This is a genomic window from Photobacterium sp. WH24 (assembly GCF_019204055.1).
GTDB classification, from domain to species: domain Bacteria; phylum Pseudomonadota; class Gammaproteobacteria; order Enterobacterales; family Vibrionaceae; genus Photobacterium; species Photobacterium arenosum.
On the sequence record NZ_JAGSOZ010000001.1, the window covers coordinates 710,669 to 733,829 of the forward strand.

A 23,161-nucleotide genomic window follows, 5' to 3' on the forward strand; every position below is an offset into this window, starting at 1 on the left:
TACTGTTCTGATATAATTTCGGGCGTTTTTCTCTTTCTTCTGTAGCCTTTCATGAATATGACTTATACCACTTTACTCGTCTCTGCCCTGTTGGGAGCACAGATGATTCTCACTCTCGTTTTAACGAAAGGGGAGATCTGTCCGGGCCAGCGAGGCCGGGTCCATAAGATGCTTCCTGTACTGTTGCTGGGTTGGTTAATCGCATGCATCAACCAGCCAGTGGCACTGTTGCCGCTTCTGGGTGTCGGCTTGTTCACTTTCCAGGTAAAAACCGGTAAGACGCGGGATCAGGGGCCGTTGAAGCTGTTGTATGCCTCGTGTGCGATGGCAGTGCTGAGCTGGCTGATGGCACTCTCTTCGCTGTCATGGTCAGAAAAAGCGCAGAGCCTGATTGCCGTGGTGATGTTTGGCGCCGCCCTGGCGCACCTGTTGCTGACTCAATCACGAACGCGGTTGCAGGCTTTTCACCGGGTATTACCCGCAGCAGGCCTGGTGAGTGCCATGCTGAGTGTGTTGCTGTTTTCAGGCCAGCTCTATTACTCTGTGCCTCAGGCACAGGTGGAAAGCCAGTTACTGGCGATTTGTGCGGCATTGTTATTACTGATTGCTGCTCAGGTGATTTGGGTCGGCCATATTGTGTTGGCGAAACCGGTCAAAGTCTGGCAATTGTCCGGTGTGCTTTTATTGCTGTCTGCCTCAGCAGGATGCCAGCTTTCAGTGTTCTGATTGAATGAAGTGCTCTGACTGGTCGAATGATAGGTAGAGCGTCTATGCTAACAACAAGAGGAGTTGTTTGACTCCGGGTCTGATGTTCTAACGGCAGTAGCCGGAGGAGGGAGAGGTGGAAATCAGTAACTTGCTGAACATGGACGCTAACATAGTGCTGGGCATAGTGAACGAAAGATTGCGCCTGGAATGCGATACGATTGACGATCTTTCCAGCCGCTACGAGCTGGATCAGGAACAATTGCGACAAAAAATGGCAGCCCTCGGCTACCGCTATGATCCCATTTCTAATCAATTTAAATGAATAAAGGGCACCCGTCTCGGTGCCCTTTGTTTTTTCAGGTCTATTGTAGACTTGCCTCAGGCTGCTTTAATGCCCTCAAGGTGTGTCTGGCACTGCTGCCGGGCCGTCGCAAAGAAGGCTTGAAGATAATGGCGCTCTTTTTCTGATGCGCGAATCGCCGCATACAGTCTTCGCCACAAGCCTTTACCCAGTGGCTTGCTGGCGATTAATCCCTGGCGGGCAAAATCATGGATTGCCCAGTTGGGCAGGGCAGCAACTCCCAAGCCTGCCGAGACCATTTGCACCAGCATCAGGGTATTATCGGCTTGCTTCCATATCTTAGGTTCAATGCCCGCAGGCTGCAGAAAATGTTTCACCACATCTAAGCGGTTTTTTTGTACCGGGTAGGTCAGCATGGTTTGGCTGGCAAGATCGGCCGGTTTAATTGTGCTCAACTCGGCCAGGGGAGACTGCGGCGAAACTACCAGGCGCATCTCAAAGTCGAACAGGGGTTCATAGTGCACTTCCGATCGCGGGTTAATGTCAGATGTTATCACCAGATCGAGTTCCCCGGCAGCCAGAGCCGGGATAGGCTCGAAACTAAAACCGGATGAAAAATCCAGGCTCACCGTTGGCCAGTTAATCTGGTATTCCTTCAGCGCAGGCATCAGCCACTGGAAGCAGGAATGGCACTCAATTGCCATATGCAGCCGACCTTTTGCGTCTTCTTTTAAATTGGCAAGTTCATGCTCGGCGCGTGCGATACGGGGCATTAAATCATCGGCCAGTTTCAGCAGGATATCGCCTTCTGCGGTGAATCTGACCGGGCGTGTCTTGCGTAAAAACAGTGGTGCGCCAATCCGCTGCTCAAGATCCTTAATTTGGTGAGACAACGCCGACTGGGTCAGACAAAGGGTGTTGGCTGTTGCTGTCAGGGAACCGGTGTCTCTCAGTACCGCTAATGTGCGAAGGTGTTTAATTTCAATCATGTTCACTCAGTCCCTGAAGATTACTGCTGTTCAGAGTACTGGTTATCAAGAGAAGTGTAAACATCCAGACGTCTATAATCGATTACATTAGGGCGTAATGAGTGTCGCATAGTGATCTTGTATCTGTTATCTGAAACCAAACTGGCAAATAGATGACGCCTGGCTGAAAATAGGATTGAAACCCGGTGTAACTAAATTGTTTAAGGGAACTTGATGAAGCGACAACGTCTTACATTTATTGGCTTACTCTTGTTTGCCGGGTTGATCTTGTCGATTGTGATGCTGCTTTTCTTCTCTCATCTGGAAACCCGCCGTATTCAGCAGGAATTTGAATCGGATGTCACGGAAGCCTCACACGCCTTTATTCAGGCGATGAACAGCCACTTTGAAGCACTTTATACCCTGCAGCTTAATCTGGACACCAACGGCATTCCGGATGCCAAGGGTTTCGCGGCACTGACAGATAAAATTCTTACCCGTTTTCCGGCAATCACTGCCCTGGAATGGATTCCCGAAGTGGAACAGGCAGACCGTGCCAGCTTAGAACAACGGGCCAATGAATGGCTGCCCGGATATGTGATTACCGAACAGGTCGCGTCCGGAGAGCGTGTAGCGGCCAGCGAGCGAGCTGTTTACTATCCGGTTTATTACGTCGAGCCTGTCACCGGAAACGAGGCGGTAATAGGTTACGACATGGGCTCGCACTCTCTGCGTTTTGAAGCGGTTCAGCGCGCCAGAGATACCGGGCAATTGCAACTGACTGTCCCGCTCCAGATTCAGCGCAATGATGTCACCGCACAGGGCATCCTCAGCCTGTTGCCTGTGTACGAATTCCCTGAACCTATGTCAGAGGCGGAGCGGCAGGACAGCTTGCTGGGCTTTGTGGCAGGGGTGTTTAATCCCGCGCAGATTTTTCTCTCATCACCCGGCTTAACTCAGGTCAAGCCTTTTGCACTGACACTGATTGATACCCTGGCACCCCAGTCAAATAAATTGGTATTCAGCCTGGTGCCGACGTTGGATACCGGCCCGGTTAGCCAGCAAAAGCATTACCACTATAGCCAGAAAAGGCTGACCCAGGAGGTTCTCACCCGCGAGTATGCGCCTGATTACCGCTATGTTCATCAGGTGTTGAGCAAAGGCGGACGCCGCTGGGTGATTGAAGCCACACCTATGCAGGACTATATTCGCCAGCATCAGTCATTAACACCCTGGTGGGTCTTCTGGGGAGTCAATGCATTTTTTGCTGTCGCAGCCTTGGTGAGTTTCTTCGTGTTTCAACGGGGCCAGCAATATCTGGATACTCTGAATCAGCAACATGACAGACTGCTGGCCGTTAACGAAAAGCTGGAACGCATGAGCCTGATTGACCCGCTGACGGGTATCGCTAATCAGCGAGCGTTTGAAGAAAGTCTGGATAAAGCGGTCAGAGTCGCACGGCGGGAACAATCCCCGCTGGTGGTGGTGTTGATCCAAATTGATGATTACGCGCACTTTGTCAGCCAGTGTCCGCAGGACATGTATGAGTCCGGCCTCAGGAGGCTGGCCAACGAGCTGGGCAGAACATTAAAACGCCCCGCTGATATGGTGGCACGGCTCGATGATGACAGGTTTGCCGCCGTATTGCCGAATACTAACAATGGTGAAGTGGTTGCCCGCCATCTGCGCACTGCGGCTGAACGTTTGAATCTGGCCAATACAGAAATGAGTGCCAATCCCTATCTGACGGTGTCTGTGGGCGCGATGACAGTCTTCGACATTCAGGGGTTAACAGCAGAAACCCTGTTCCATCAAACAGAAGCTTTGCTGTATCAGGCACAGCAGGAAGGATTTAACAAAGTGAGTGCAAAGGTTCGTCAGCCACAAGCATCAACTGAGAACGCGCTCAGTTGATGCTGTCAGACAGAAGGGTGGCGAATTACATTGGCTGAGTGGCGGTGAAAGTCAGAGTATGCTGACTATTACTGAGCGTCAGCGTATTTCCTTTGACTTCGGCTTTGCTCCACTGGCTTAAGGTATCACTCATCACACGTTCCAGTTTCATCGCATCATCCGGGCAGGCCATCATGGTCATGCCCATTTTTTCAATCCGGAACTGGCCGTCTTTAACTTCGGCAGAACCGAAGTAGCGGTTACAGCCGGAATGCCCATGTGCCATTGTGTTATTTTCAAACCCCAGGGTCGGCACGGCTCCCATACTCGGGATGGTGACGGCCTGATTGTCGATCTTTGACAGTTCCCATTCATATTGCGTCAGATCAGCAGAAGAGCCAGCTGTTGTGTTGCCACCGGTTCCGGCGCAGGCAGATAACAGCAGGGCAGTGCCCATGGCGGTCAGCAGGTGTTTTTTCATTGTATTTCCCCAAATGGATTCGAAGATTTTTGACTGACGGTAAGACAAAAAATTCCGTAAACCGTGTTTTTTAGTGTAGAAGCAATTCAACTTGGATGTTTTTACGCATCGTTCTTTTCCGGGCTGACCATGTGTAAATGCACATCCTGCTGCGGGAAGGGGATAGAAACGCCTTCTTTGTCGAACCGCAGTTTGACTTCGCGCGTGACATCCCAGTACACATCCCAGTAGTCATCCGTTTTCACCCAGGGCCGAACAATAAAGTCCACCGAAGAGGTGTTTAGTGTGTGTACTTTGATGGTTTTCTCCGGGGCACGCAGCACAGCCGGATGGTTATCAATAATGTCATGTAAAATGGCTTCGGCTTGCTCAATGCTGTCTTTATAGCCGATCCCAAATACCATATCGACACGGCGGACGCGCTCGTGCGTAACATTCTTGATTGTGTCCCCCCAGATTTTACTGTTCGGCACTATGATGATCTGGTTATCAAAGGTACGGATAGTGGTATTGACCAGGCTCATGTGGCTGACCTTACCAGACACCCCACCAGCCTCAACAAAATCGCCGACATCAAAAGGGCGGTAAATCAGCAGCATCATGCCTGAAGCAAAATTAGACAAGGTGTCCTGCAAAGCAAAACCGATGATCACACCGGCCACACCGAAACCTGTCAGTATCGGCGCAAGGTTAAGCCCGACCTGTGACAGGGCAATTAACAGCCCGAGAAAAAAGACCGCTTTGCCCGACATGGAAATGAAGAAGTCCTGCATCAACTGCGACATCTTGAGATTGGGTGACGCCACGGCGCGCTTAACCACTTTACGTGTCAGGTTTTTTAACAGCCGGAACAGCAAAAGGACCAGGGCGAAGATCAACACCTTGAACAGCACCTGCGGGGTATTATCAATCAGCCACTTTTTCAGGTTGTCGGCCCAGGCTGAGACAATCGAATAGATTACCCGCGGATTCAGGATGTCATTGGTGAGATCACCGGTCACTTCAAATTGCTGCTTTTTGTAGTTCGACGTATCTATCTGTGCCTGATCACCGAGGTTGATTAAGTAGTTTAAGCGGTCAATATCGCTCGACAGTTTGCGTTGTGCCAGAATGTGCATCAGTTGCAGTGAGGCTTTCTCACCCTCTGACGCCTCTTTGAGCTGCTTAGCCAGCACTTTTTCCTGCTGGTTGTTGTAATCCAGTGAAGCAGAGACAAACTCTAAGCGGTTGCTGATGGCTTTAGCCAGTTTGTTTTTTTTCTGATCGGCATTATGGCCAAGCTGTTCCATCCAGCGGTAGTTTTCCCACTGCTCGCCCAGCATCTGAACAGACAGCATGCGCTCTTCATTCAATTGCTTGAGCTTGAGCAGCTGTTCTTCCTGCGAGGCTTTGTCCAGTGCTTTTTCATCAGCCAGAATCTTGTTGCTCAGATAGGTTGCCGTATTGTCGGTATAGCGTTCCTGTCGTTTGACGTAATCCAGCAGGGTGGCGGTTGCCCCTTCCGGCGGCTCACTGATTAATTCCCCGATCTTGTCGCGCAGTTCATTGTTCTTATTCAGTACCTGCATGCGCAGTACATCACGTGTGGTACCGGTACGGCTCTGGCCGGCCTGATACAGCTCCATGACTTCCTGGTTCAACTGCGACAGTTCATCCAGCTGAGAGGGCGGTGTTTCAGCCTGGGCAAAGACATTGAGGCTGTATGTAAGCAACGTAAAAATGAGTAAAAGCTTGCGCATAGTAGAGCGGTATTCCGGTTCAGGGAGATAAATACAAGTACATCGCGGCAACGGGTGTGCCGCGATGAGAATGAGTGCCGTGATTATAACATGCTAACCGTTGTGGGTGAGGTCAGAGCAAATCCTGCTGGCAAAGGAACTGATGATGATCAAATTGCCAGCACCAGTCCGGCGTCCACATTTCCTGATTCAGAATGATCAGCATAGGCCGGTTAATCTGATGCAGCATATACCAGAGTGCAGGGTAGTGGCGCTGATCACAGATGAGGGTGTCGCATCCTGAAGCCGCAAGGGTGTCTGCAAGCAGCTGCTGGTGGCCATTTTGTGAATAGGTAAAGGCCATCAGGTTATGTAAACGGCAAAAGGCGGCATACTGTTGCGTCATGATCCGCGAAGATTGCAGAATACCAGTGAGTTTGGGGTGAGCATCCATTGCTGCGAGTTTGTGAATCCAGGATTTAGCATGTGAAATTTCATGATTCTTTTGCATCATCTCACCTGTCTGACCTTGGCCTGAATGTCCGGCGCCAATAGAATTAATCAGTGTTCATTTGAGTGTAAATCCGGCTGTTGTGTGAAATGTCAGGAATGGGTAAAAAAAGAGCAAAAAAAAGCCCCCAAGGTTGGGGGCAAGTACTTACCATCGCTTTTATTATCTGTCGTTTCGGGTATCTGTTGTGTCGGGGGCAGGCCGGATTTCACGGCATGCTATGCCGTCTGGAATCCAGGCTTAGCCGAAGTCGCCGTTCACATAGCCGCGGGTACGGTCATCACGCGGACTGTTGAACAGCGCATAAGTATCATCGTGTTCGACCAGCTCACCCATCAGGAAGAAGGCGGTACGATCTGAAATTCGGCGTGCCTGCTGCATAGAGTGAGTGACGATAACGATAGTGAAGTTCTTTTTCAGAGACTCCATCAGATCTTCAATTTTCTTGGTCGCAATCGGATCCAGCGCTGAGGTTGGTTCATCCATTAAAATGACCTCAGGCTCCATAGCGATGGTACGGGCGATACACAGACGCTGCTGCTGACCACCAGACAGACCGAAGGCGTGTGATTTCAGGCGATCTTTCACTTCATCCCACAATGCGGCACCGCGCAGCGATTGCTCTACCACTTCATCCAGACGTTTTTTGTCGGTCACACCCTGAGCACGCAGGCCGTAAGCCACGTTCTCGTATATGCTCATCGGGAAGGGGTTAGGCTTCTGGAACACCATGCCCACCTTAATGCGCAGTCTGGAAACGTCTATGTTGCCGTAAACGTCTTCTCCGTCCATCGACAGTTTGCCTTTGATCTTCACACCTTCAATCAGGTCATTCATGCGGTTAAGGCAGCGCAAAAGCGTAGATTTACCGCAACCAGACGGGCCGATTAATGCTGTCACCTGGCGATTAGGAATCGGCAGATTGATTTTTTTCAGTGCCTGGTTGTCGCCGTAAAACAGATCCAGATTTTCAATATTAAATTTGTTCATAATGTGTTTCCCCGAAATCAGTAAGTCGCAGTGTTAAAACGTTTGGCAAGCAGTTTGGTGCACAGGTTGATGATCAGAACAATCACAATCAGAATCGTGGCAGTGGCGTAAGCCTGATGCCATTCGTGAATGGTGTAGAGTTCCTGAGTCAGCTTGTACAGGTGCACGGTGAGTGTCCGGCCGGAATCAAGCAGACTCTCCGGAAGACGTGCCACCATGCCTGCTGTCATGAATACCGGTGCCGATTCACCGATAACACGACCTACACTGAGGATGATAGAAGTGACTATGCCTGGCATTGCGCTTGGCAATATCAGGCGCCAGATGGTGTAAATTTTGGATGCGCCCAGTCCGTAAGACCCTTCACGGTAAGTTTGCGGCACCGCCATCAAGGCTTCTTCTGTGGTGCGAATGATCACGGGCAGAATCAGAATGCTCAGTGTCAGGGCACCAGACAAAATCGAGAAACCAAAGCCAAGCACGACCACAAAGAAAGTCATACCGAACAGGCCGTAAATAATAGAAGGAATACCCGCCAGTGACTCGGTACAGAAGCGGATCACTTTCACCAGCCGGCTGCCGACTTTGGCATATTCTGTCAGGTATATTGCGGTCATGATCCCCATGGGCGCGGCAACCAGAATTGACGCCAGCACCATGTACAGCGTGGCAACGATCATCGGCCAGATGCCCGACTCCTCGCCCAGCGTTGTATAGTTGCTGGAGATAAATGTCCAGTCGACGTAGGCAAGGCCGTTGCTCAGAATGTACCAGACGACCCACAGCAGGAAGCCGACCGTTACCGTGGCCGAGGTCCAGATCACACTGAGGTAGATTTTGTCTTTAAGTTGCTGTCTGGCAGGGTTACTTGCCTGCAAATGTGTGTTTGTTGATAGCGTCATTGTGATTACCTCGCGCGCTCACGGTTCAGGTAGAGCAGGGCAGCATTCAGCATCATGATGAACACCAGCAGAACAATACCTGTGGCATACAGGGCGCTGGCGTGAATACCGGTGGCGTACGACATTTCAATCGCGATATTGGCGGTGAGGGTACGTGCTGAATCCAGAATGCCCTCAGGCATAGCCGGGGAGTTACCCATTACCATGATGATGGCCATGGTTTCACCTAATGCACGTGCGATACCCAGAATAACGCCCGTCATAATGCCGGAACGCGCAGCCGGTACCAGCAGTTTGAAAATGGTGAAAATATGCGATGCACCCAGCGCCAGCGAGCCTTCTTTATAGCTGCGAGGCACAGCACGAATGGAGGTTTCAGACACAGTGATCACTGTGGGCAGAATCATGACTGCCAGTACTATGATACCCGCCAGCACCGTGTTACCCGCCGGTACATTAAATACGTTCTGGATCAGAGGAACGATAATCACCAGACCGAAGAAACCGTAAACCACAGAGGGGATACCCGCCAGCAGTTCAACCATAGGGCGAATGATGTCGGCCAGGCGCTTGGGAGCCACTTCAGCGATAAAAATCGCGGTCATCACACCAATCGGCACACCGACAATCACAGCACCTGCGGTAGAAACCACAGAAGCGACGATCATAGGGAAGATGCCGAACAAGGCAGGTGGTAACCATTCGTCACCCAGCACAATGCCAGAGAAACCGGCTTCAGCGAAAGCCGCATAGCCTTCACGGAAAATGAAATAGCCGATGGTGATCAGCGATAAAATCCCAATGACAGCACTAGCCAGGAAAAGGTATTTGAAAAAGAGTTCACGCCAGTCAATTTTATTTGCAGCAGCAAGCTGAGGCTTCTTCTGCGTGTTCTCAATATTGTTCGCGATGGTCATTTTGCATTACTCCAGACGCTGAACCAAAAACTTCAGGTACTGAGAAATCGAAATATCCGGCCTGCATATCAGGCCGGAAAGGTATTGCAAATTAGTGAGTTGAAATCAAACCTTGCTCAGAAACGATTTTTTGTGCGTCAGCGGTTTTCATCCAGCTCAGGAAATCCAGAGCGGCTTTAGAAGGGCGACCGTCTTTGTAAACCACCAGGAATGGGCGTTGTACGCTGTAATCACCGGCTTTAATCGCTTCAACCGATGGCGTGTGCCCTTCGATAGACAGCGCTTTCACAGAGTCGTCTACAGAGCTCAGAGAAATGTAACCGATAGAGAACGGGTTGCTGGCAACCATGGTTTTCAGCTGACCGTTACCGCTGGCAACCTGTGCACGCTGAGAGATAGCAGTAACGGTTTTACCGTTGACTTTGCGCTTCAGAGACATGATATCTTCGAATGCACCGCGGGTGCCTGAGGCGGTATCACGGGTAGCCACAACGATAGGCTTGTCTTCACCGCCTACTTGTTTCCAGTTGGTGATTTCGCCTTTATAAATTTGAGCAACCTGCTCTTTGCTCAGGTCTTTTACCGGGTTTGAATTGTGGATAACAACAGCGATACCGTCACGGGCAATCACCACTTCGGTAATGTCAGACGCTTTTTCAGATGATTTCAGATCACGGGAGCTCATACCCAGATCTGCAGAACCGTCGTGGGCAGTGCGGATACCGGCAGAAGAACCCGGTCCCTGAACCTCAACCACAACATCATGGGATTTTGCGTAAGTCTCGCCGAATACTTCCATCAATGGCGTTACAGAAGAAGAGCCTACAACAGAAATTGTTTCAGCCGCCATAGCCGGGTTAAACATCATTGAGCCAGCCAGTGTGATAGCACCGATAACCTTTGCTTTCATTTTTCCATATCCTTTCGAATTTGGCGGAATTGCCAATCAGTTGTTTAACGAACGAGGCACAGGTTAGGAGAGTTTTATGACAGGTTTGTTGCAGTTTGTTGAACACTCTATGAAGATGAAACTAAGTGGCTGATATACATCAATAATTGCAGTTAATGTGAAATCGTAGACTGATGAAAGGCCATCAATAATACTCATGAGGTATAAATGATGCCTGGCTGCATGATGAATTCTGGAAGGCATTTCTCACTTGAGCCGCGGGTCTGCCATGGCAGATCAGGGTCAGGTATCCCGGTGTCACCTTTTTTTACACAGCAAGACGTAAAGGGTTCTGGGCAGGCAGGTATGAAAAAAACGCAAAATTACCCGGAAAATCCCCATACAGCTTGGTGAGCGCTATAGCCTTGATTTACTGAGGTCATTTCCTGAAAAGTTCCGCTTCCGTTACTGCGCTGTTTTTCGTTCAGGCTGCGATGGCACAGAACTTGAAGCACTCCTGCACGAACACAAAAACGACAATAAAGTTGGGTTGGGGGTGTGCAATGAAACCTGTGACAAAAATAACGATGTTCAGTCTGGCGATGCTGGCAAGTGCTCATGTCAATGCCGCATTAGTCACTGTTGAGTTTGGCGCATTTACGGGTTCCTGGGTTAACGCGGTGGCAGATTCCGGCAGTGGTCAGCCAATGACGATCGGCAATGCGACGGATAACCCTATGTTACGCTGGGGGCTGCCATCGCCGTCTTCGGGTCCGCAGAGCGGCTATGATTTTGCCTCTGCAGCCAGCTTCGACACCACGTTTGATACAGATACCGGCACCAGCGATGATTTTCAGCTGGGGACTTTTACCCACTTAAATAATGTCATTCTGAGCTCAGGTGCCAGCCTGCAAAGTGTCGATTTGCAACTGAGCACGACAGTGTCTATTGACGGCGGAACGCCGGTGGATGTGCAGTTTGTGTTTAACTTTACCCATAACGAGACCAGCAACAGCGCGGATCCCTGCGCGAACGGGGAAGCGAATGGCGTTGGGGTGAACGTGAACGGCTGTGCGGACATCATTACGGTATCCACCTCGCAGTTCACGGATGTCACTACCGTAAACGGCATCCAGTATACGGTGAACATTCAGGGTTTTCTGGTCAACGGTCTATTTGCTGATCGGTTTGAAACCGTTGAGCAAAGCACCAATCAGGCTTTCATTCAGGCTAATATTTCTGCACTGACTGAGGTGCCGGTACCAGAACCTGCCAGTGTTGCCATTCTGGGTACGGTGCTGGCCGGCATTGCCATGATACGCCGCCGTAAACGGCAGAATCAACGGCAGAATCTCAGCTCATAACCCAATCTCATTCAGCCGCAGAACCTGCGGCTTTTTCTTTGCCTGAACAGCGAATATTTATTCTTCGGGGCATGAAATTTTTCAGGCAGGAGTTTTACTGACTTGCAAGTCAGAATTAAATATATTTGTACTATTTATGCAAAAATTTGAGCTTGAGTAGCATTCTGTCATTCCCTTGTGGCATTTGTTTGCCTTTATTTTTCTTTTTGTGAATAGTGAGGACAAAATTACATCAAATCGTTGTTTGGGGCGCGTCAATGCAGCTTAGTCATTTCTCAATCCGCAATAAAATTTTGGTTTTAGGTGGTGCAGTCTCACTGATGTTCGTGATTGCAATGTTATTCATTAAATCAGCTAATGACCGTATTGGCAGTAATTTCCGTGAGTTTTACCAGCATAACTATAAAGTGTCGCAATTAATCAGCCAGATTCGCCAGGCGCAGGCCGATATTATCGGTAATGTCAGGGGGCTGCAGGTGGTGTACCTTCTGGGGTTGTATGAACAAGTGCCTGAATTTAATGCGATTGTCGATAAAAACAGTGCGATCACCCCGGAACTGGTGAAAGAGCTGAAGCAAGACTACAAAGGTGACCCTCAGATGTTGGCGGACTTTGAGCAAAAGTTATCGACCTACCAGGCCAATACGCTTCAGTTTGTGTCGGATATGGAATCAGCACCTAACCATCAGGCACCTTATCCAGTTTTCAGAGCCTTTGTTGACAGCTATGAAGCCCTGAATCTGCAGTTCGATAAAATCCAGCAGGCCAGCGCTCAGATGGCGATTCAGGCCAATCAGGATACCTTGCAGTCAATTAAAACCGCTAATACTGTCTTTTATATCTCCATTATCCTGTCGGTGCTGATTGCGTTTGTATTGAGCCACTGGATTGCGCGAGGTCTGGTTGGCGGGATCAGCCGGGTTAAGGCAACAGCCGAAGCCCTGGCCAGCGGCCATCTGGATGTGCTGTCCAATGTTAAAGGGACAGACGAAGTGGCCCAGCTGAGCAGCGCGATTGACAGCACAGTCAACCGTCTGAACAGTACTGTTGCAGGCATAGTGCGTTCCAGCACACTGGTGACCGAGAACAGCCGTATTTTACAAGATGCCAATAACAATATTCAGGTTGCGGCGGGTGAGGTATCAGAGCATACCATTCAGGCCGTGACGGCGATTGAAGAGCTCTCGACAACCAGTAAGAGTATTGCGGTCAATACCTCAGATTCAGCCAGAGCATCTGATCAGATGATGGGACTGGCGGAAAGGGGCATTGAATCTTCTGAGCACACCCAGTCTGTGGTTCAGCGGCTGGTTGCCACCTTGCAAGATACCTCGGGCGTCGTTAATGAGCTGCATGGCGAATCCCGCAAGATTGAAAGTATTCTGGAAGTGATACGCGGTATTGCTGAACAGACCAACCTGCTGGCCCTGAACGCGGCGATTGAAGCAGCCCGGGCCGGTGAACAGGGACGGGGCTTTGCCGTTGTGGCCGATGAAGTGCGCGGCCTGGCGCAGCGCTCACAAACTTCTGTCAACGAAATTGAGCAGATGCTGGCTCAGCTGCAACAAGCCTGCAGCAGCGCGGTTGACATGATGGCAGACAGCACCACAGAAGCCGATCAGGCCGAAGCGAGGATGTCTGAAACCAATCAGTTACTGGCAGACATCATGAACATGATCAATCAGGTTAATGAGCAGACTCAGCAGATTGCGACGGCAGCGGAAGAGCAGAGCGCGGTTGCCGCCGATATCAGCCAGAATATTCATACGGTGCAGGCGTTGTCGGATAAGACCTCGTCTATCGCCTCTGAAACGGTACAATGCAGCGATGACATGCACCGTGTCAGCCAGGAAGTGGTTGAGCAGGTCAGCTTTTTTCAGGTAGCCAATGCGAGTGAAGGTCACAGCATCAAGGCCAGCTAAATGAAGCGGAAATAGAACAACGTATTGAAAGCTAATAAAAAATAAGAAACCCGCCAATAAAATTACTGGCGGGTTTTTTCGTACTGTGTAAGACCTAAAGGCCTATTTATAGTAGTGTCAGCGGTTTGCTTTTTCTGTCTTAATGCTGAGATCTGAGCACGAGATAACAATATTGCAGGCCAGTGTACTCACTGGCCCGTGACTCATTGCGTATTCACCCTTTGTGTACTAACGGTTGTGTACTAACGGGCGACTTCATCCACCAGATACAAGATCGACTGATAAGGCACACCACTGTGATGCGAGAGGCCGATTTCGCAGGTACGGCTGTTGCTGAAACCACGTCGGCAGTCTGGCGGAACCTGAGCCTTCAATGGTTCCAGCGAGGCGGCGTTAAGCTCAGGGATACTAAATCCTTTATCGCCCGCCCAGCCACAGCACTGAATGTGCTCCGGCACTATCACAGTGCTGACACAGGCTTTCGCCAGTTCCAGCATGTCATCTTCTAGCCCCATTTTGCGGCTGCTGCACGTGATATGCAGCATCACAGTCTCATGCAGACGTTTCAGTTCCATATGTGGCAACAGATAATGCAGTACCAGCCCAACAGGCTCGACAATATTCATCAGCCGGCTGAAACTTTCCACACTGCGTTTGGCGCAGGGGCTGGCATCAATCAGAATCGGGTATTTGCCCTGTTCACTGGCTTGCCAGAGCGCGTCTTCGAGTTGCTGGCTTTTTTGCGCCGCAGGCTCTGTCATCCCTTTGCTGTCGTAGGGCATACCGCAGCAGAGATCGTTTACCGCCTGAGGGATAACAACATCAAACCCTGCCTTTGAAATTAGTGACATTGTCACTTCTGTGAGCGGGCGCTGATCCGGGTTATCTGGTTGCTGACCCATAGTGCGGCTGGCACAGGAAGGCAGGTATACCACTTTTTTCTCGCCGTGTGCCGGGCTGCTGCCGGCGGTTTCAATTAACTGATGGCGATTGACTGCCGGTAACTCTGGCAGCCACTGCGGTGTACTGTTGTGGCTCCAGCGTCTGGCTGCGTTGCTGATCGCTGTCATTCTGTGCTCACCAAGCAGAGACTGGGCAGACTGCGCCACGCCAAGACCGGTTTTCACTAAGCGGGTAGTGGTGGCGAAGTGATCCGCGGTCCAGCGCGCAATCGGCGCAAAGCGCTGATACTTGTCGGTACGCAGTTTTTTGATGAGACCCCCTGTGTTAATGCCCACCGGGCAGCGATCGGCACACAACCCTGTGGCCGCACAGGTGTCAACGCCCTGATACTGAAAGACAGATTCCAGTGCTTTTGCGCCGACTGCGTCTCCGCTGCGATGGCGATGCTGCAGCTCGCGGTATAACACAATGCGCTGACGCGGGGATAAAGACAGCGTCCGCGACGGACAGACAGGTTCACAGAAGCCACACTCAATGCAGCGATCCACCAGTTCGTCGGCCGCAGGCATGGGTTTCAGGTGACGAAGATGGGCGTGCGGATCGTCATTGATGATCACCCCAGGATTCAGCAGCTCTTGCGGATCGAACAGCCGCTTGATGCGCTGCATCAGCTGGTAGCCTTCTTTGCCCCATTCCAGCTCGACATAAGGCGCCATGTTGCGGCCGGTGCCATGTTCGGCTTTCAGCGAGCCCTGATACTTGACGGCCACCAACTCGGCGACGGCATCCATAAAGGCACCGTAACGGTCGATTTCACTCTGAGCATCAAACCCCTGGGTGAACACAAAGTGCAGATTACCTTCCAGCGCATGGCCAAAAATGATGGCTTCGTGATACCGGAACTGCGCAAACAAGGCCTGTAGATCACGAACGCCTTTAGCCAGATCTGCGACAGGGAAGGCGACATCTTCAATGATGACAGTGGTGCCGGTTTCCCGTACCGCTCCCACGGCGGGGAACATGCCTTTGCGGATCGCCCACAGTGTATTGACAGTGGCCGGCTCAGAGGTGAAGGGCACAGATTCGATAATGGTAAACGCCGACAAACTGGCCATGATGGCGTCGCACTGACTGAGCAGTTCGTCGTGCGTACCTGCCCGGCTTTCAACCAGCAAGGCGGCGGCTTCCAGATCCAGATGGGCAATAAAATCGGGCATTCCGGCTTTATCGGCAACGGAGCGCATCGCGCGACCGTCCATCATTTCGACGGCGGAGACAGGGGTGGTGGCCAGTACTGTGGTCGCTTCACTTGCGTGCTCAATATTACTGAAAACCAGCAAAGCAGAGGCTTTGTGAGGGTGCTCGATAACCGTCTTGTAAGTGATGTCGGAGATAAAGGCCAGCGTGCCTTCCGAGCCGATCATCAGATGTTCAAGAATATCAATAGGATCACTGAAATCGGTCAGTGCATTCAGCGCGTAACCTGTGGTGTTTTTCAGCCGGTACTTATGCTGAATTTTATCTTTCAGTGCCGGGTGAGTGTCGACGTCATTCTTCAGTTCAGACAAATCGCCGAGTAATGAGGCATGGCTGCGGCGGAATGCGGCTTTACTCTCTTCATCGCGGGTGTTCAGTACCGTGCCATCGGTCAGAACAACTGTCATCCCATCTACAGTGCGATAGGAGTTTTGTGCCGTACCGCAGCACATACCACTGGCATTGTTGGCCGCGATCCCGCCAATTTTGCAGGTGTTGATCGAAGCGGGATCCGGCCCGATCTTGCGTCCGTAAGGGGCCAGATAGCGGTTAGCATCCGCGCCGATAACACCGGGTTGCAGGGTAATTTTCAGCCCGTTGTCTTCAATGAGATGGCCTCGCCACTGATCGCTCAGGGTGATCAGTACCGAATCGGAGACTGCCTGTCCCGACAGGCTGGTGCCTGCGGCGCGGTAGGTGTAGGGAATGTCCAGCTCGGCGCAGGCGCGAATAACCTCAATGACCTGATTCTGGTTGTGCAGGCGAAGCACTATCTTAGGGATCAGGCGATAGAAGCTGGCATCGGTGCCGTAGGCGAGGCGCTTGGCTTCATCTGTGATGATCTGCTCGGCATTAAGTAGGGTGCCAAGCTGCTGGATCAGCTGCTGGTAGTTGTCCGTCATAGTTGCCCTTGCTCGTAGACGAAAAGTGAAAAAGTCTGATGCTTTTATTTATGAATCATGAAGATACTTTGAGTGTAGCGCGTAACAGCAAACAGACTTTGCTCTTGATCTCAGCTTTCGGTGCTCAGCGGCATTTCTGTTAACAGGGTGTGAACCCTATCGCTTTCCTTATTATCAGAAGAGAAAAACCATAAATTTGTGATCTGAATCTATACTTGAGTGTAACTGACTCTGGTCACCTGCAGAAATTTACCTGACAGCCTCCAACCCAAGGGATTGAGCATGAACTGGTATTTGTACGCACTCAGAAAGTACGCGGTTTTCTCAGGTCGCGCGCAGCGACAGGAGTACTGGTATTTCTTTTTGATTAACCTGGTCGTTACTCTGGCGCTGGGCATAGCAGATAATCTTCTCAATACTCCGGGTGCGGGCGAGGGGACAGGCTTACTGGGCGGTGTGTACTCGCTGGCAGTACTGATTCCTTCTGTCGCGGTAGGGGTTCGGCGCTTGCATGACATCGGCAAATCAGGCTGGTGGATGTTACTGAGCCTGATCCCGGTATTGGGCTTCGTCATTCTGCTCTTTTTCTTTGCCAGATCGGGCCAGCCCGGCCCGAATGAATACGGCAATAACCCAAAAGAAGAGAACGGAATGGGCCATATGGCGATGTAAGCAGCAGCCGGACATGCCTGGTAACACTCTGTGGGTTACCCTGACGCAGTTTCGTGGTATTTTCCTGTGGCTGATGCTGAAACCTAAGTCAGCGCATCAGATTTTCACGGGTCAGGGTACGAGACAGACGGGCAATCATGCAGTATTTTTTCCGACGACAATTCTTAGCACACTGGGCGTTACTGTTAACGGTCTGGGTGGTGTTTGTGTGTCTGTCGAAAAACACGGCTCTGCTGGCGCTCTGTCCGAATCAACCTGTTGAGGTCGTGCAAATCTTCTCTGCCAGTGAACTGGCTGAGCCTGAAGCCTCGGCAGATTCCTCTGAGTGTGATTTGTCGGAACAACTACTACAGGTGAAATATCAGCAGCTTGATACTCTCTTCCTGATCCCCATTCTGCTACTGACACTGTTGCTTGCTGGCTTGTTAGGCGCTGGCTGTCTCTCTCCGCCTCCGTCTCGTGAGCCTAAAGTCCCTAAAAGGCGCATTCATCTGACACTTTGTATTTTCCGGGAATAAAACACATAGCATCTGGCGTGATGCCAAAAAATCTGTGTGTTTATTACTTAGGAAAGACAATGCAAAAAAATTTACGATTGACCATCAAATGGCTGACAAGCAGCGGGTTATGGCTGTGCCTGTTATTTATGTCTGTGGCCCAGGCATCAGTCGTCAGCACGGGCTGGCTGAGTGATCCCAATCATCCGCCGGTTGAAACACGCTTTGTGTTAACCGGACAGACAGATGCTGTCAATGGCACAGTGGCCGGTTACCTGGAAGTGCGTTTGCAACAGGGCTGGAAAACCTACTGGCGATCGCCCGGCGAAGGGGGCGTGGCACCCAGTATGAACTGGCAGGATTCGGCGAATATTGCCGAACTGGACTGGCAGTGGCCTGTACCGCAAAGGTATGACGTACTCGGTGTGGAAACCATAGGCTATGCTGAGGATGTTATTTTTCCGATGACCATCAAGGTGGAGGATTTTTCTCAGCCTGTGATTCTGCTGGCCACTCTCAGCCTGTCTTCGTGCTCGACGGTTTGTGTGATCACCGATTATCCGATCGATTTGTCCTTTATTCCCTCAGAGCTGACGCCTTCAGAGACTGACATGCGCCGCTATGCACAAGCGTTAAGCACTGTGCCGCAAGCCGCTTCGCTGGCTGAGATCAAATCAGCGATCTGGGATGCAGAGCAAAGCAAACTGCAGGTAGTTTTGAGCAACGAACAGGGCTGGGTCAAACCTGATCTGTTTATTGATGGTGATTCCGACGCCGTTAAAGACAGCCATTTCTCACGTCCGGACATCAGTATTGAGGGGGAAACCCTGACGGCGCAGATAAGCGTGTCGAGCTGGTTCGGTCAGCCGGATCTCGCCCAGCAAGCGCTCACGGTCACAGTGACAGACGATGCGGTGTTGTCTGAACACAGCCTACAGGTGCAAAGCGGTATCGTTACCGGTCAGGCAGGTCATAGCCTACTGGTCATGTTCGGCCTGGCGTTGCTGGGCGGACTGATCCTCAATATCATGCCGTGCGTGCTGCCGGTGCTGGGCATGAAACTCTCTACCGTGCTGACGGCCGAGAAGCAGGAAAAGCAACAGATCCGACTGCAGTTTCTGGCTTCAGCCGGCGGGATCATCAGCGCATTCTGGCTGATTGCACTGGCACTGGTGGCGCTGAAGCTGTCCGGACAGGCTATCGGCTGGGGGATACAGTTCCAGAGTGGGGCCTTTCTTGCCGTGATGGTACTGGTGACCTTCATGTTTGGTGCCAATATGCTGGGGCTGTTCACCATCAGCCTGCCATCGGGCATCAGTACCTGGCTGGGCACCAAAGGTGGCAAAGGCTATGCCGGGCATTATGCGCAAGGTATGTTTGCCACCTTTCTTGCCACGCCCTGTTCTGCGCCGTTTCTCGGTACGGCGGTCGCCTTCGCTCTGGCGGGCAGTATCGGCAATCTGGCCGTGATCTTTACCGGCCTGGGGCTGGGGATGGCACTGCCCTGGATAGCTATCGCATTGTTCCCGTTTATGGTGCGATGGTTACCTAAGCCGGGTGTCTGGATGGGCAAAATGAAAGTCCTGTTCGGGATAATGATGCTGGCGACAACGCTATGGCTGCTGACTCTGCTGGCCCCACACTGGCCGATCTGGTCGCTGTGGCTGGCAGGTATTGCGGGTGTGAGCCTGATTGTGTGGCGCTCCGTTAAAGTGTTTGGCGGCAAGCCTGTGGGTGTGCTGGGCAGCGTGTTTCTGCTGTTCAGCGCTGTTGCCCTGCTTGCAGCCAGTCTGACGGCTGAAAAGTGGGCGACACCTTTGCCGCCGGAGCCAAGCTGGCAGCCGCTGATTGCTGCTGATATCAGTAAGCAGGTTGCGCAGGGAAAAACCGTGTTCGTGGATGTGACCGCAGACTGGTGTATCACCTGTAAAGCCAACAAGGTTCGCGTACTGCTGCAGCAACCGGTTTACGACGCGATTCAGCAACCCGGTCTGGTGCGTATGCAGGGAGACTGGACAATTCCTAACGATGCAGTGACCGCCTATTTGCAGGCAAATGGTCGGTTCGGCGTACCATTTAATATCGTCTACGGCCCGGGTGCCCCTCAGGGTATTGCGTTACCTGTAATTTACACCAGCGAGGATGTAATGCTTGCTATTCAACAGGCTCAGGGAGGATAAGCCAATGAGTGAAGAGCATAAAAGGCACGCGGGGAAGTGGAAAAAGTGGCTGAGAGAAATCCTCTTTTTTACTGTGCTGCTGACTGTGGTTTCAGTGGGGGTCGATCTCTGGCGAAGTCAGTCCGTACCGGATGACGCACCTTTTACCCTGAAAGCGCTCGACATACAGGGTGAGCCGGTTGATATTGCCGCGCTCAGTAAAGAGCAGCCTGTGATAGTGTATTTCTGGGCAACCTGGTGCGGCGTGTGCCGTTTTGTCACCCCGAGTGTTAACTGGCTGAGTCAGTATTATCCAACGATCGGGATTTCTCTGTCGTCCGGTTCTGATCAAAAACTGCAGCAGTATTTTGCCAGTAAAGGGCTGGATTTTCAGAATGTGAATGACGAAAAAAATGTGCTGGGTCGTGAATGGGGTGTGGCGTTTACGCCGACTGTGTTTATCGTCCGTGATGGTAAGGTTACCTTTATCACCAGTGGCATCACCACCCCGCCGGGCTTGCTGGCAAGGCTCTGGTTAAGCTGAAGCTGATTGATCGTAAAGCCTGTCTGCCTCATCGGCGGGCAGGCTTTATGTTATCGGGACAGATCCTGCCGACGGCTGAGATCTCTGGCTAAAATCAGCGCCAGCCCGATGATCTGCAGAAATAGCGCGAGGTTTCGTAAACCGGAGATGTGCGCCATCAGGCGGGTGTGCTTATCGGCCAGTGAGAGATTATCGATAAAGAGCTGATTGATCTTTTCTCTGAGCAGTTCCTGTTCGGTATTGAAGGCAGCCATGAGTCCTGTCAGCTTGTCTGTTGCCAGACCGGCGAATGTCGCATTGTGTAATGGTGCCAGTTGATCTTGTATTTCCTGCTGAACCGGGGTGGGAAGTGGCGAGCCGCTTAGCTCACTGAGCGACACTAGGTTCAGCACTAACTCCCGCTTTCGTTCTATCCCTTCAATCTGCTGCCAGGTCAGGCTGATGAGCTTTTCATTATTGTATTGCTGCTGAATGAGCTGGTTGGCATCAACCGTGGCACCGTCGATATAAAAGTTGGTCATCAATGCCGAGACGATATTGAGCAGCAGCCCTGTAGCGACAAGTATCCAGGTAGGAACCGACCATCTGCGCATCAGTTGAATTCCGTAACAACACTCTCTTTAGTATGACCAGGCTGGCGCGGTATTTGTTGCAAGGGTAAGAATGCACGAGAAAAGGGCGTAGTAGCCGTGTTGCATGATTGACTTTTCTTGTCACAGGTATCATTTTTTTAATAGAGGAGTCCATCAGTATTGACCTTCCCCTAAGGGAAAGCTTTAGGGTGTAGGCGTTCAGATATTCATAGGCTGGTTATGCGTCGGAAATCACGTCGGACAATCTGGTTAACCTTATTGACTTCACTGGTACTGGTTGTATCGAGTGTGGTCAATAGCACGCCTTTAATGACCTTCAGTATGATAAGTGACAGCATGGTAATGGCTGAACATCACTGTGCCGGTATGTCTCACACGGCTGACAATGAGCACTCAGAACACAGCGTGCAGATGCCACCCGGTTGCGATCATGATATGACCATGGCCCACACCTGTTGTACCGCAACTTGTAGTACAGCTTTTGTGCTGCCCGTCCAGCATCAGCCTTTTCCTCTTAAGAGCCAGTTAGCTTTGAGACCAGCAGAGAGCGTTGTTTCTGTGGTTTACACTTCCCAGTCCCTTTACCGTCCTCCCATCGCCTGAATCCATTCTTCGTAAGTTGTCTCACCGTGAACTGACGGTGAGTATCGTTTTTCTGCCGCTTTCCGGCAGCAAACAGAATGGATGTTATGGTGAAAAAACATATGCATGCTTTGGCGCTGAGTCTCAGTGCCGCCTGGCTGTACCCGGCATGGCAGTTTCCGGTCTGGGCAGCAGAGACGCTGGCCGTCTCCGCCCACAAGGAAGCTCAGCCAGCATCGTTACAAACCTTGATCGCGCTGGCTGTACGCAATGACGCCAGTCAGGCGCAGCTCGCTGCGCAGTCCAGTGCGTTACGTGAAACGGCCGTCGCCAGTGCCACTCAAATGGATCCCAAACTGAAAGTCGGTGTCGGCGGCTTGCCTGTGGACAGCTTTCAGTTTGATGACGATCCCATGACCAATATTTCAGTCGGGCTGATGCAGCAGTTCGAGCGGGGAGACACGCTTGAGCTGCAGGCCAGAAAAGTGCGTCAGCAAGCGGAAGGCGTGGACTGGCAAATTCAGGCCCGGCAAAGGGAGGTCGCCAACAGTATTACCCAGCTGTGGCTTGAATTGGGCTATCAGCAATATGCTGAACGCGTGTTAAGGGAAAATCAGCGCCTGATGTCGGAAATGGCCGGTTTTATCCAGACCAATTACGCGATTGGCAAAAGTGAAAGCCAGGACCTGCTTCAGGCCCAGCTTCAGGTGAGTCGGCTGGACGATAAACTTCAGGCCAACCGGCAGAGCCAGCGTAAATTGATGTCGCAGATGTCTGAATGGCTGGGGGCAGACTGGTTGTCGGCGAATGCTTCACTGGCTGCCGGTTATCAACTTGACAGGGCAGCGCTGGACGCTGTGCTGAAGTCGCACAATGGCACGAGTCAGTTTTACACTTTGCTGGCTCAGCACCCCATGGTGGCAATGACTGAAGCGGCGATTTCAGCCAGTCAGACTCAGGCAGATATCGCTGGCGAAGCTTACAAGCCTCAGTTTGCCGTGGAAGTCATGTACGGCTACCGGCAGGCCAATAATATGCGAGGCGAACCGGCTTCAGATCTGCTCAGTGCTTATCTGACGGTGGATCTTCCGCTGTTTACGGACAACCGGCAGGACAGAAACCGCGCTGCTGCGCATTATCAGGTTGGCGCAGCCAAATCTCAGAAAGACCTGCTCCTTGCTCAGATGAACGCCAGGGTGAATGCCTTGCTGGCTGACAGACAGAGCCAGGCAGAGCGGCTGGAACGTTATCAGAACAGCTTGCTGCCGCAGGCGAAAGAAAGAACCAAAGCCGTGGAACGCGGCTATCAGAATAACACCGCGCAGTTCAGTGATGTGATCAATGCGGCCAGCGATGAACTTGCACTTGAACTGGAGTTGGCACGTTTGACGGCCGATTTCAGCCAGACCAGCAGTACGCTGGCATTTTTGCTGGGTGGTCAAGCCTTGCAAACTCTCGCCCCATCACTGACAGACCAAGGAAAATAAG

General features: G+C 51.5%; 20 protein-coding genes. 10 read left to right on the forward strand and 10 right to left on the reverse strand.

Annotated features, from left to right (window positions below; translation table 11 throughout):
• Positions 1-102 precede the first annotated feature (102 nt).
• Together KCG43_RS03115 and KCG43_RS03120 are read left to right on the forward strand one after the other, a co-directional pair.
• On the forward strand, positions 103-726 hold the full coding sequence (locus KCG43_RS03115) for a hypothetical protein (RefSeq protein WP_255557832.1): 624 nt from the start codon (positions 103-105) through the stop codon (positions 724-726).
• Positions 727-841: 115 nt separating this feature from the next.
• Positions 842-1,030 (forward strand): DUF4250 domain-containing protein, encoded by a 189-nt coding sequence (locus KCG43_RS03120; RefSeq protein ID WP_027253265.1) that lies wholly within the window; start codon positions 842-844, stop codon positions 1,028-1,030.
• A gap of 56 nt (positions 1,031-1,086) precedes the next feature.
• On the opposite strand, the gene metR is transcribed toward KCG43_RS03120, so the two are convergent.
• A complete protein-coding gene (gene metR, locus KCG43_RS03125) occupies positions 1,087-1,998 on the reverse strand; it encodes an HTH-type transcriptional regulator MetR (RefSeq protein ID WP_192017488.1) in 912 nt (303 codons plus the stop codon).
• A 213-nt stretch (positions 1,999-2,211) separates the two neighbouring features.
• Between metR and KCG43_RS03130 the strand changes: the two genes are divergently transcribed.
• The gene (locus KCG43_RS03130; RefSeq protein ID WP_192017487.1) at positions 2,212-3,891 is read left to right on the forward strand and encodes a CHASE domain-containing protein; all 1,680 of its coding nucleotides are present in this window, start codon (positions 2,212-2,214) and stop codon (positions 3,889-3,891) included.
• Positions 3,892-3,916: 25 nt separating this feature from the next.
• On the opposite strand, the gene KCG43_RS03135 is transcribed toward KCG43_RS03130, so the two are convergent.
• The 7 genes from KCG43_RS03135 to KCG43_RS03165 all read right to left on the reverse strand — a co-directional run bounded on the left by KCG43_RS03135 (position 3,917) and on the right by KCG43_RS03165 (position 10,299).
• Entirely contained in the window at positions 3,917-4,351 is a 435-nt protein-coding gene (locus tag KCG43_RS03135) for an META domain-containing protein (RefSeq protein WP_192017486.1), read from the reverse strand.
• Between the two features lie 101 nt (positions 4,352-4,452).
• Positions 4,453-6,090, reverse strand: coding sequence for a mechanosensitive ion channel family protein (locus KCG43_RS03140; protein WP_218383204.1), 1,638 nt, complete (start codon positions 6,088-6,090; stop codon positions 4,453-4,455).
• A 112-nt stretch (positions 6,091-6,202) separates the two neighbouring features.
• The gene (locus KCG43_RS03145) at positions 6,203-6,583 is read right to left on the reverse strand and encodes a hypothetical protein (RefSeq protein WP_218383206.1); all 381 of its coding nucleotides are present in this window, start codon (positions 6,581-6,583) and stop codon (positions 6,203-6,205) included.
• 237 nt (positions 6,584-6,820) lie between these two features.
• On the reverse strand, positions 6,821-7,570 hold the full coding sequence (gene pstB / locus KCG43_RS03150; protein WP_161446686.1) for a phosphate ABC transporter ATP-binding protein PstB: 750 nt from the start codon (positions 7,568-7,570) through the stop codon (positions 6,821-6,823).
• 17 nt (positions 7,571-7,587) lie between these two features.
• Positions 7,588-8,472 (reverse strand): phosphate ABC transporter permease PstA, encoded by an 885-nt coding sequence (gene pstA / locus KCG43_RS03155; protein ID WP_161458648.1) that lies wholly within the window; start codon positions 8,470-8,472, stop codon positions 7,588-7,590.
• A gap of 5 nt (positions 8,473-8,477) precedes the next feature.
• Positions 8,478-9,389, reverse strand: coding sequence for a phosphate ABC transporter permease subunit PstC (gene pstC / locus KCG43_RS03160; RefSeq protein ID WP_218383208.1), 912 nt, complete (start codon positions 9,387-9,389; stop codon positions 8,478-8,480).
• Positions 9,390-9,480: 91 nt separating this feature from the next.
• Positions 9,481-10,299 (reverse strand): phosphate ABC transporter substrate-binding protein, encoded by an 819-nt coding sequence (locus KCG43_RS03165; RefSeq protein WP_218383210.1) that lies wholly within the window; start codon positions 10,297-10,299, stop codon positions 9,481-9,483.
• A gap of 542 nt (positions 10,300-10,841) precedes the next feature.
• Here KCG43_RS03165 and KCG43_RS03170 point away from each other — a divergent pair.
• Both KCG43_RS03170 and KCG43_RS03175 read left to right on the forward strand, forming a co-directional pair.
• Positions 10,842-11,642 carry a THxN family PEP-CTERM protein gene (locus tag KCG43_RS03170; RefSeq protein ID WP_192017480.1) on the forward strand — a complete coding sequence of 267 codons (801 nt, stop codon included), beginning with the start codon at positions 10,842-10,844 and terminating at the stop codon, positions 11,640-11,642.
• 257 nt (positions 11,643-11,899) lie between these two features.
• The gene (locus tag KCG43_RS03175) at positions 11,900-13,564 is read left to right on the forward strand and encodes a methyl-accepting chemotaxis protein (RefSeq protein WP_218383213.1); all 1,665 of its coding nucleotides are present in this window, start codon (positions 11,900-11,902) and stop codon (positions 13,562-13,564) included.
• 242 nt (positions 13,565-13,806) lie between these two features.
• Here KCG43_RS03175 and KCG43_RS03180 read toward each other — a convergent pair whose 3' ends face one another.
• A complete protein-coding gene (locus tag KCG43_RS03180) occupies positions 13,807-16,626 on the reverse strand; it encodes an FAD-binding and (Fe-S)-binding domain-containing protein (RefSeq protein ID WP_218383214.1) in 2,820 nt (939 codons plus the stop codon).
• Between the two features lie 282 nt (positions 16,627-16,908).
• Between KCG43_RS03180 and KCG43_RS03185 the strand changes: the two genes are divergently transcribed.
• From KCG43_RS03185 to KCG43_RS03200, 4 genes are all read left to right on the forward strand, one after another.
• Positions 16,909-17,298, forward strand: a complete 390-nt coding sequence (locus tag KCG43_RS03185) for a DUF805 domain-containing protein (RefSeq protein ID WP_218383215.1) — start codon at positions 16,909-16,911, stop codon at positions 17,296-17,298.
• Between the two features lie 137 nt (positions 17,299-17,435).
• Complete coding sequence (locus KCG43_RS03190; protein ID WP_218383216.1) at positions 17,436-17,816, forward strand: hypothetical protein; 381 nt, start codon at positions 17,436-17,438, stop codon at positions 17,814-17,816.
• Positions 17,817-17,875: 59 nt separating this feature from the next.
• A complete protein-coding gene (locus KCG43_RS03195; RefSeq protein ID WP_218383221.1) occupies positions 17,876-19,975 on the forward strand; it encodes a protein-disulfide reductase DsbD in 2,100 nt (699 codons plus the stop codon).
• 4 nt (positions 19,976-19,979) lie between these two features.
• A complete protein-coding gene (locus KCG43_RS03200; RefSeq protein WP_192017473.1) occupies positions 19,980-20,498 on the forward strand; it encodes a protein disulfide oxidoreductase in 519 nt (172 codons plus the stop codon).
• A gap of 50 nt (positions 20,499-20,548) precedes the next feature.
• Here the strand turns inward: KCG43_RS03200 and KCG43_RS03205 are convergent, their stop codons facing one another.
• Positions 20,549-21,091 carry a hypothetical protein gene (locus tag KCG43_RS03205; protein ID WP_218383223.1) on the reverse strand — a complete coding sequence of 181 codons (543 nt, stop codon included), beginning with the start codon at positions 21,089-21,091 and terminating at the stop codon, positions 20,549-20,551.
• Between the two features lie 692 nt (positions 21,092-21,783).
• On the opposite strand from KCG43_RS03205, the gene KCG43_RS03210 reads away from it, so the two are divergent.
• A complete protein-coding gene (locus tag KCG43_RS03210; RefSeq protein WP_370630662.1) occupies positions 21,784-23,160 on the forward strand; it encodes a TolC family protein in 1,377 nt (458 codons plus the stop codon).
• The last annotated feature ends 1 nt before the right edge of the window (position 23,161 follow it).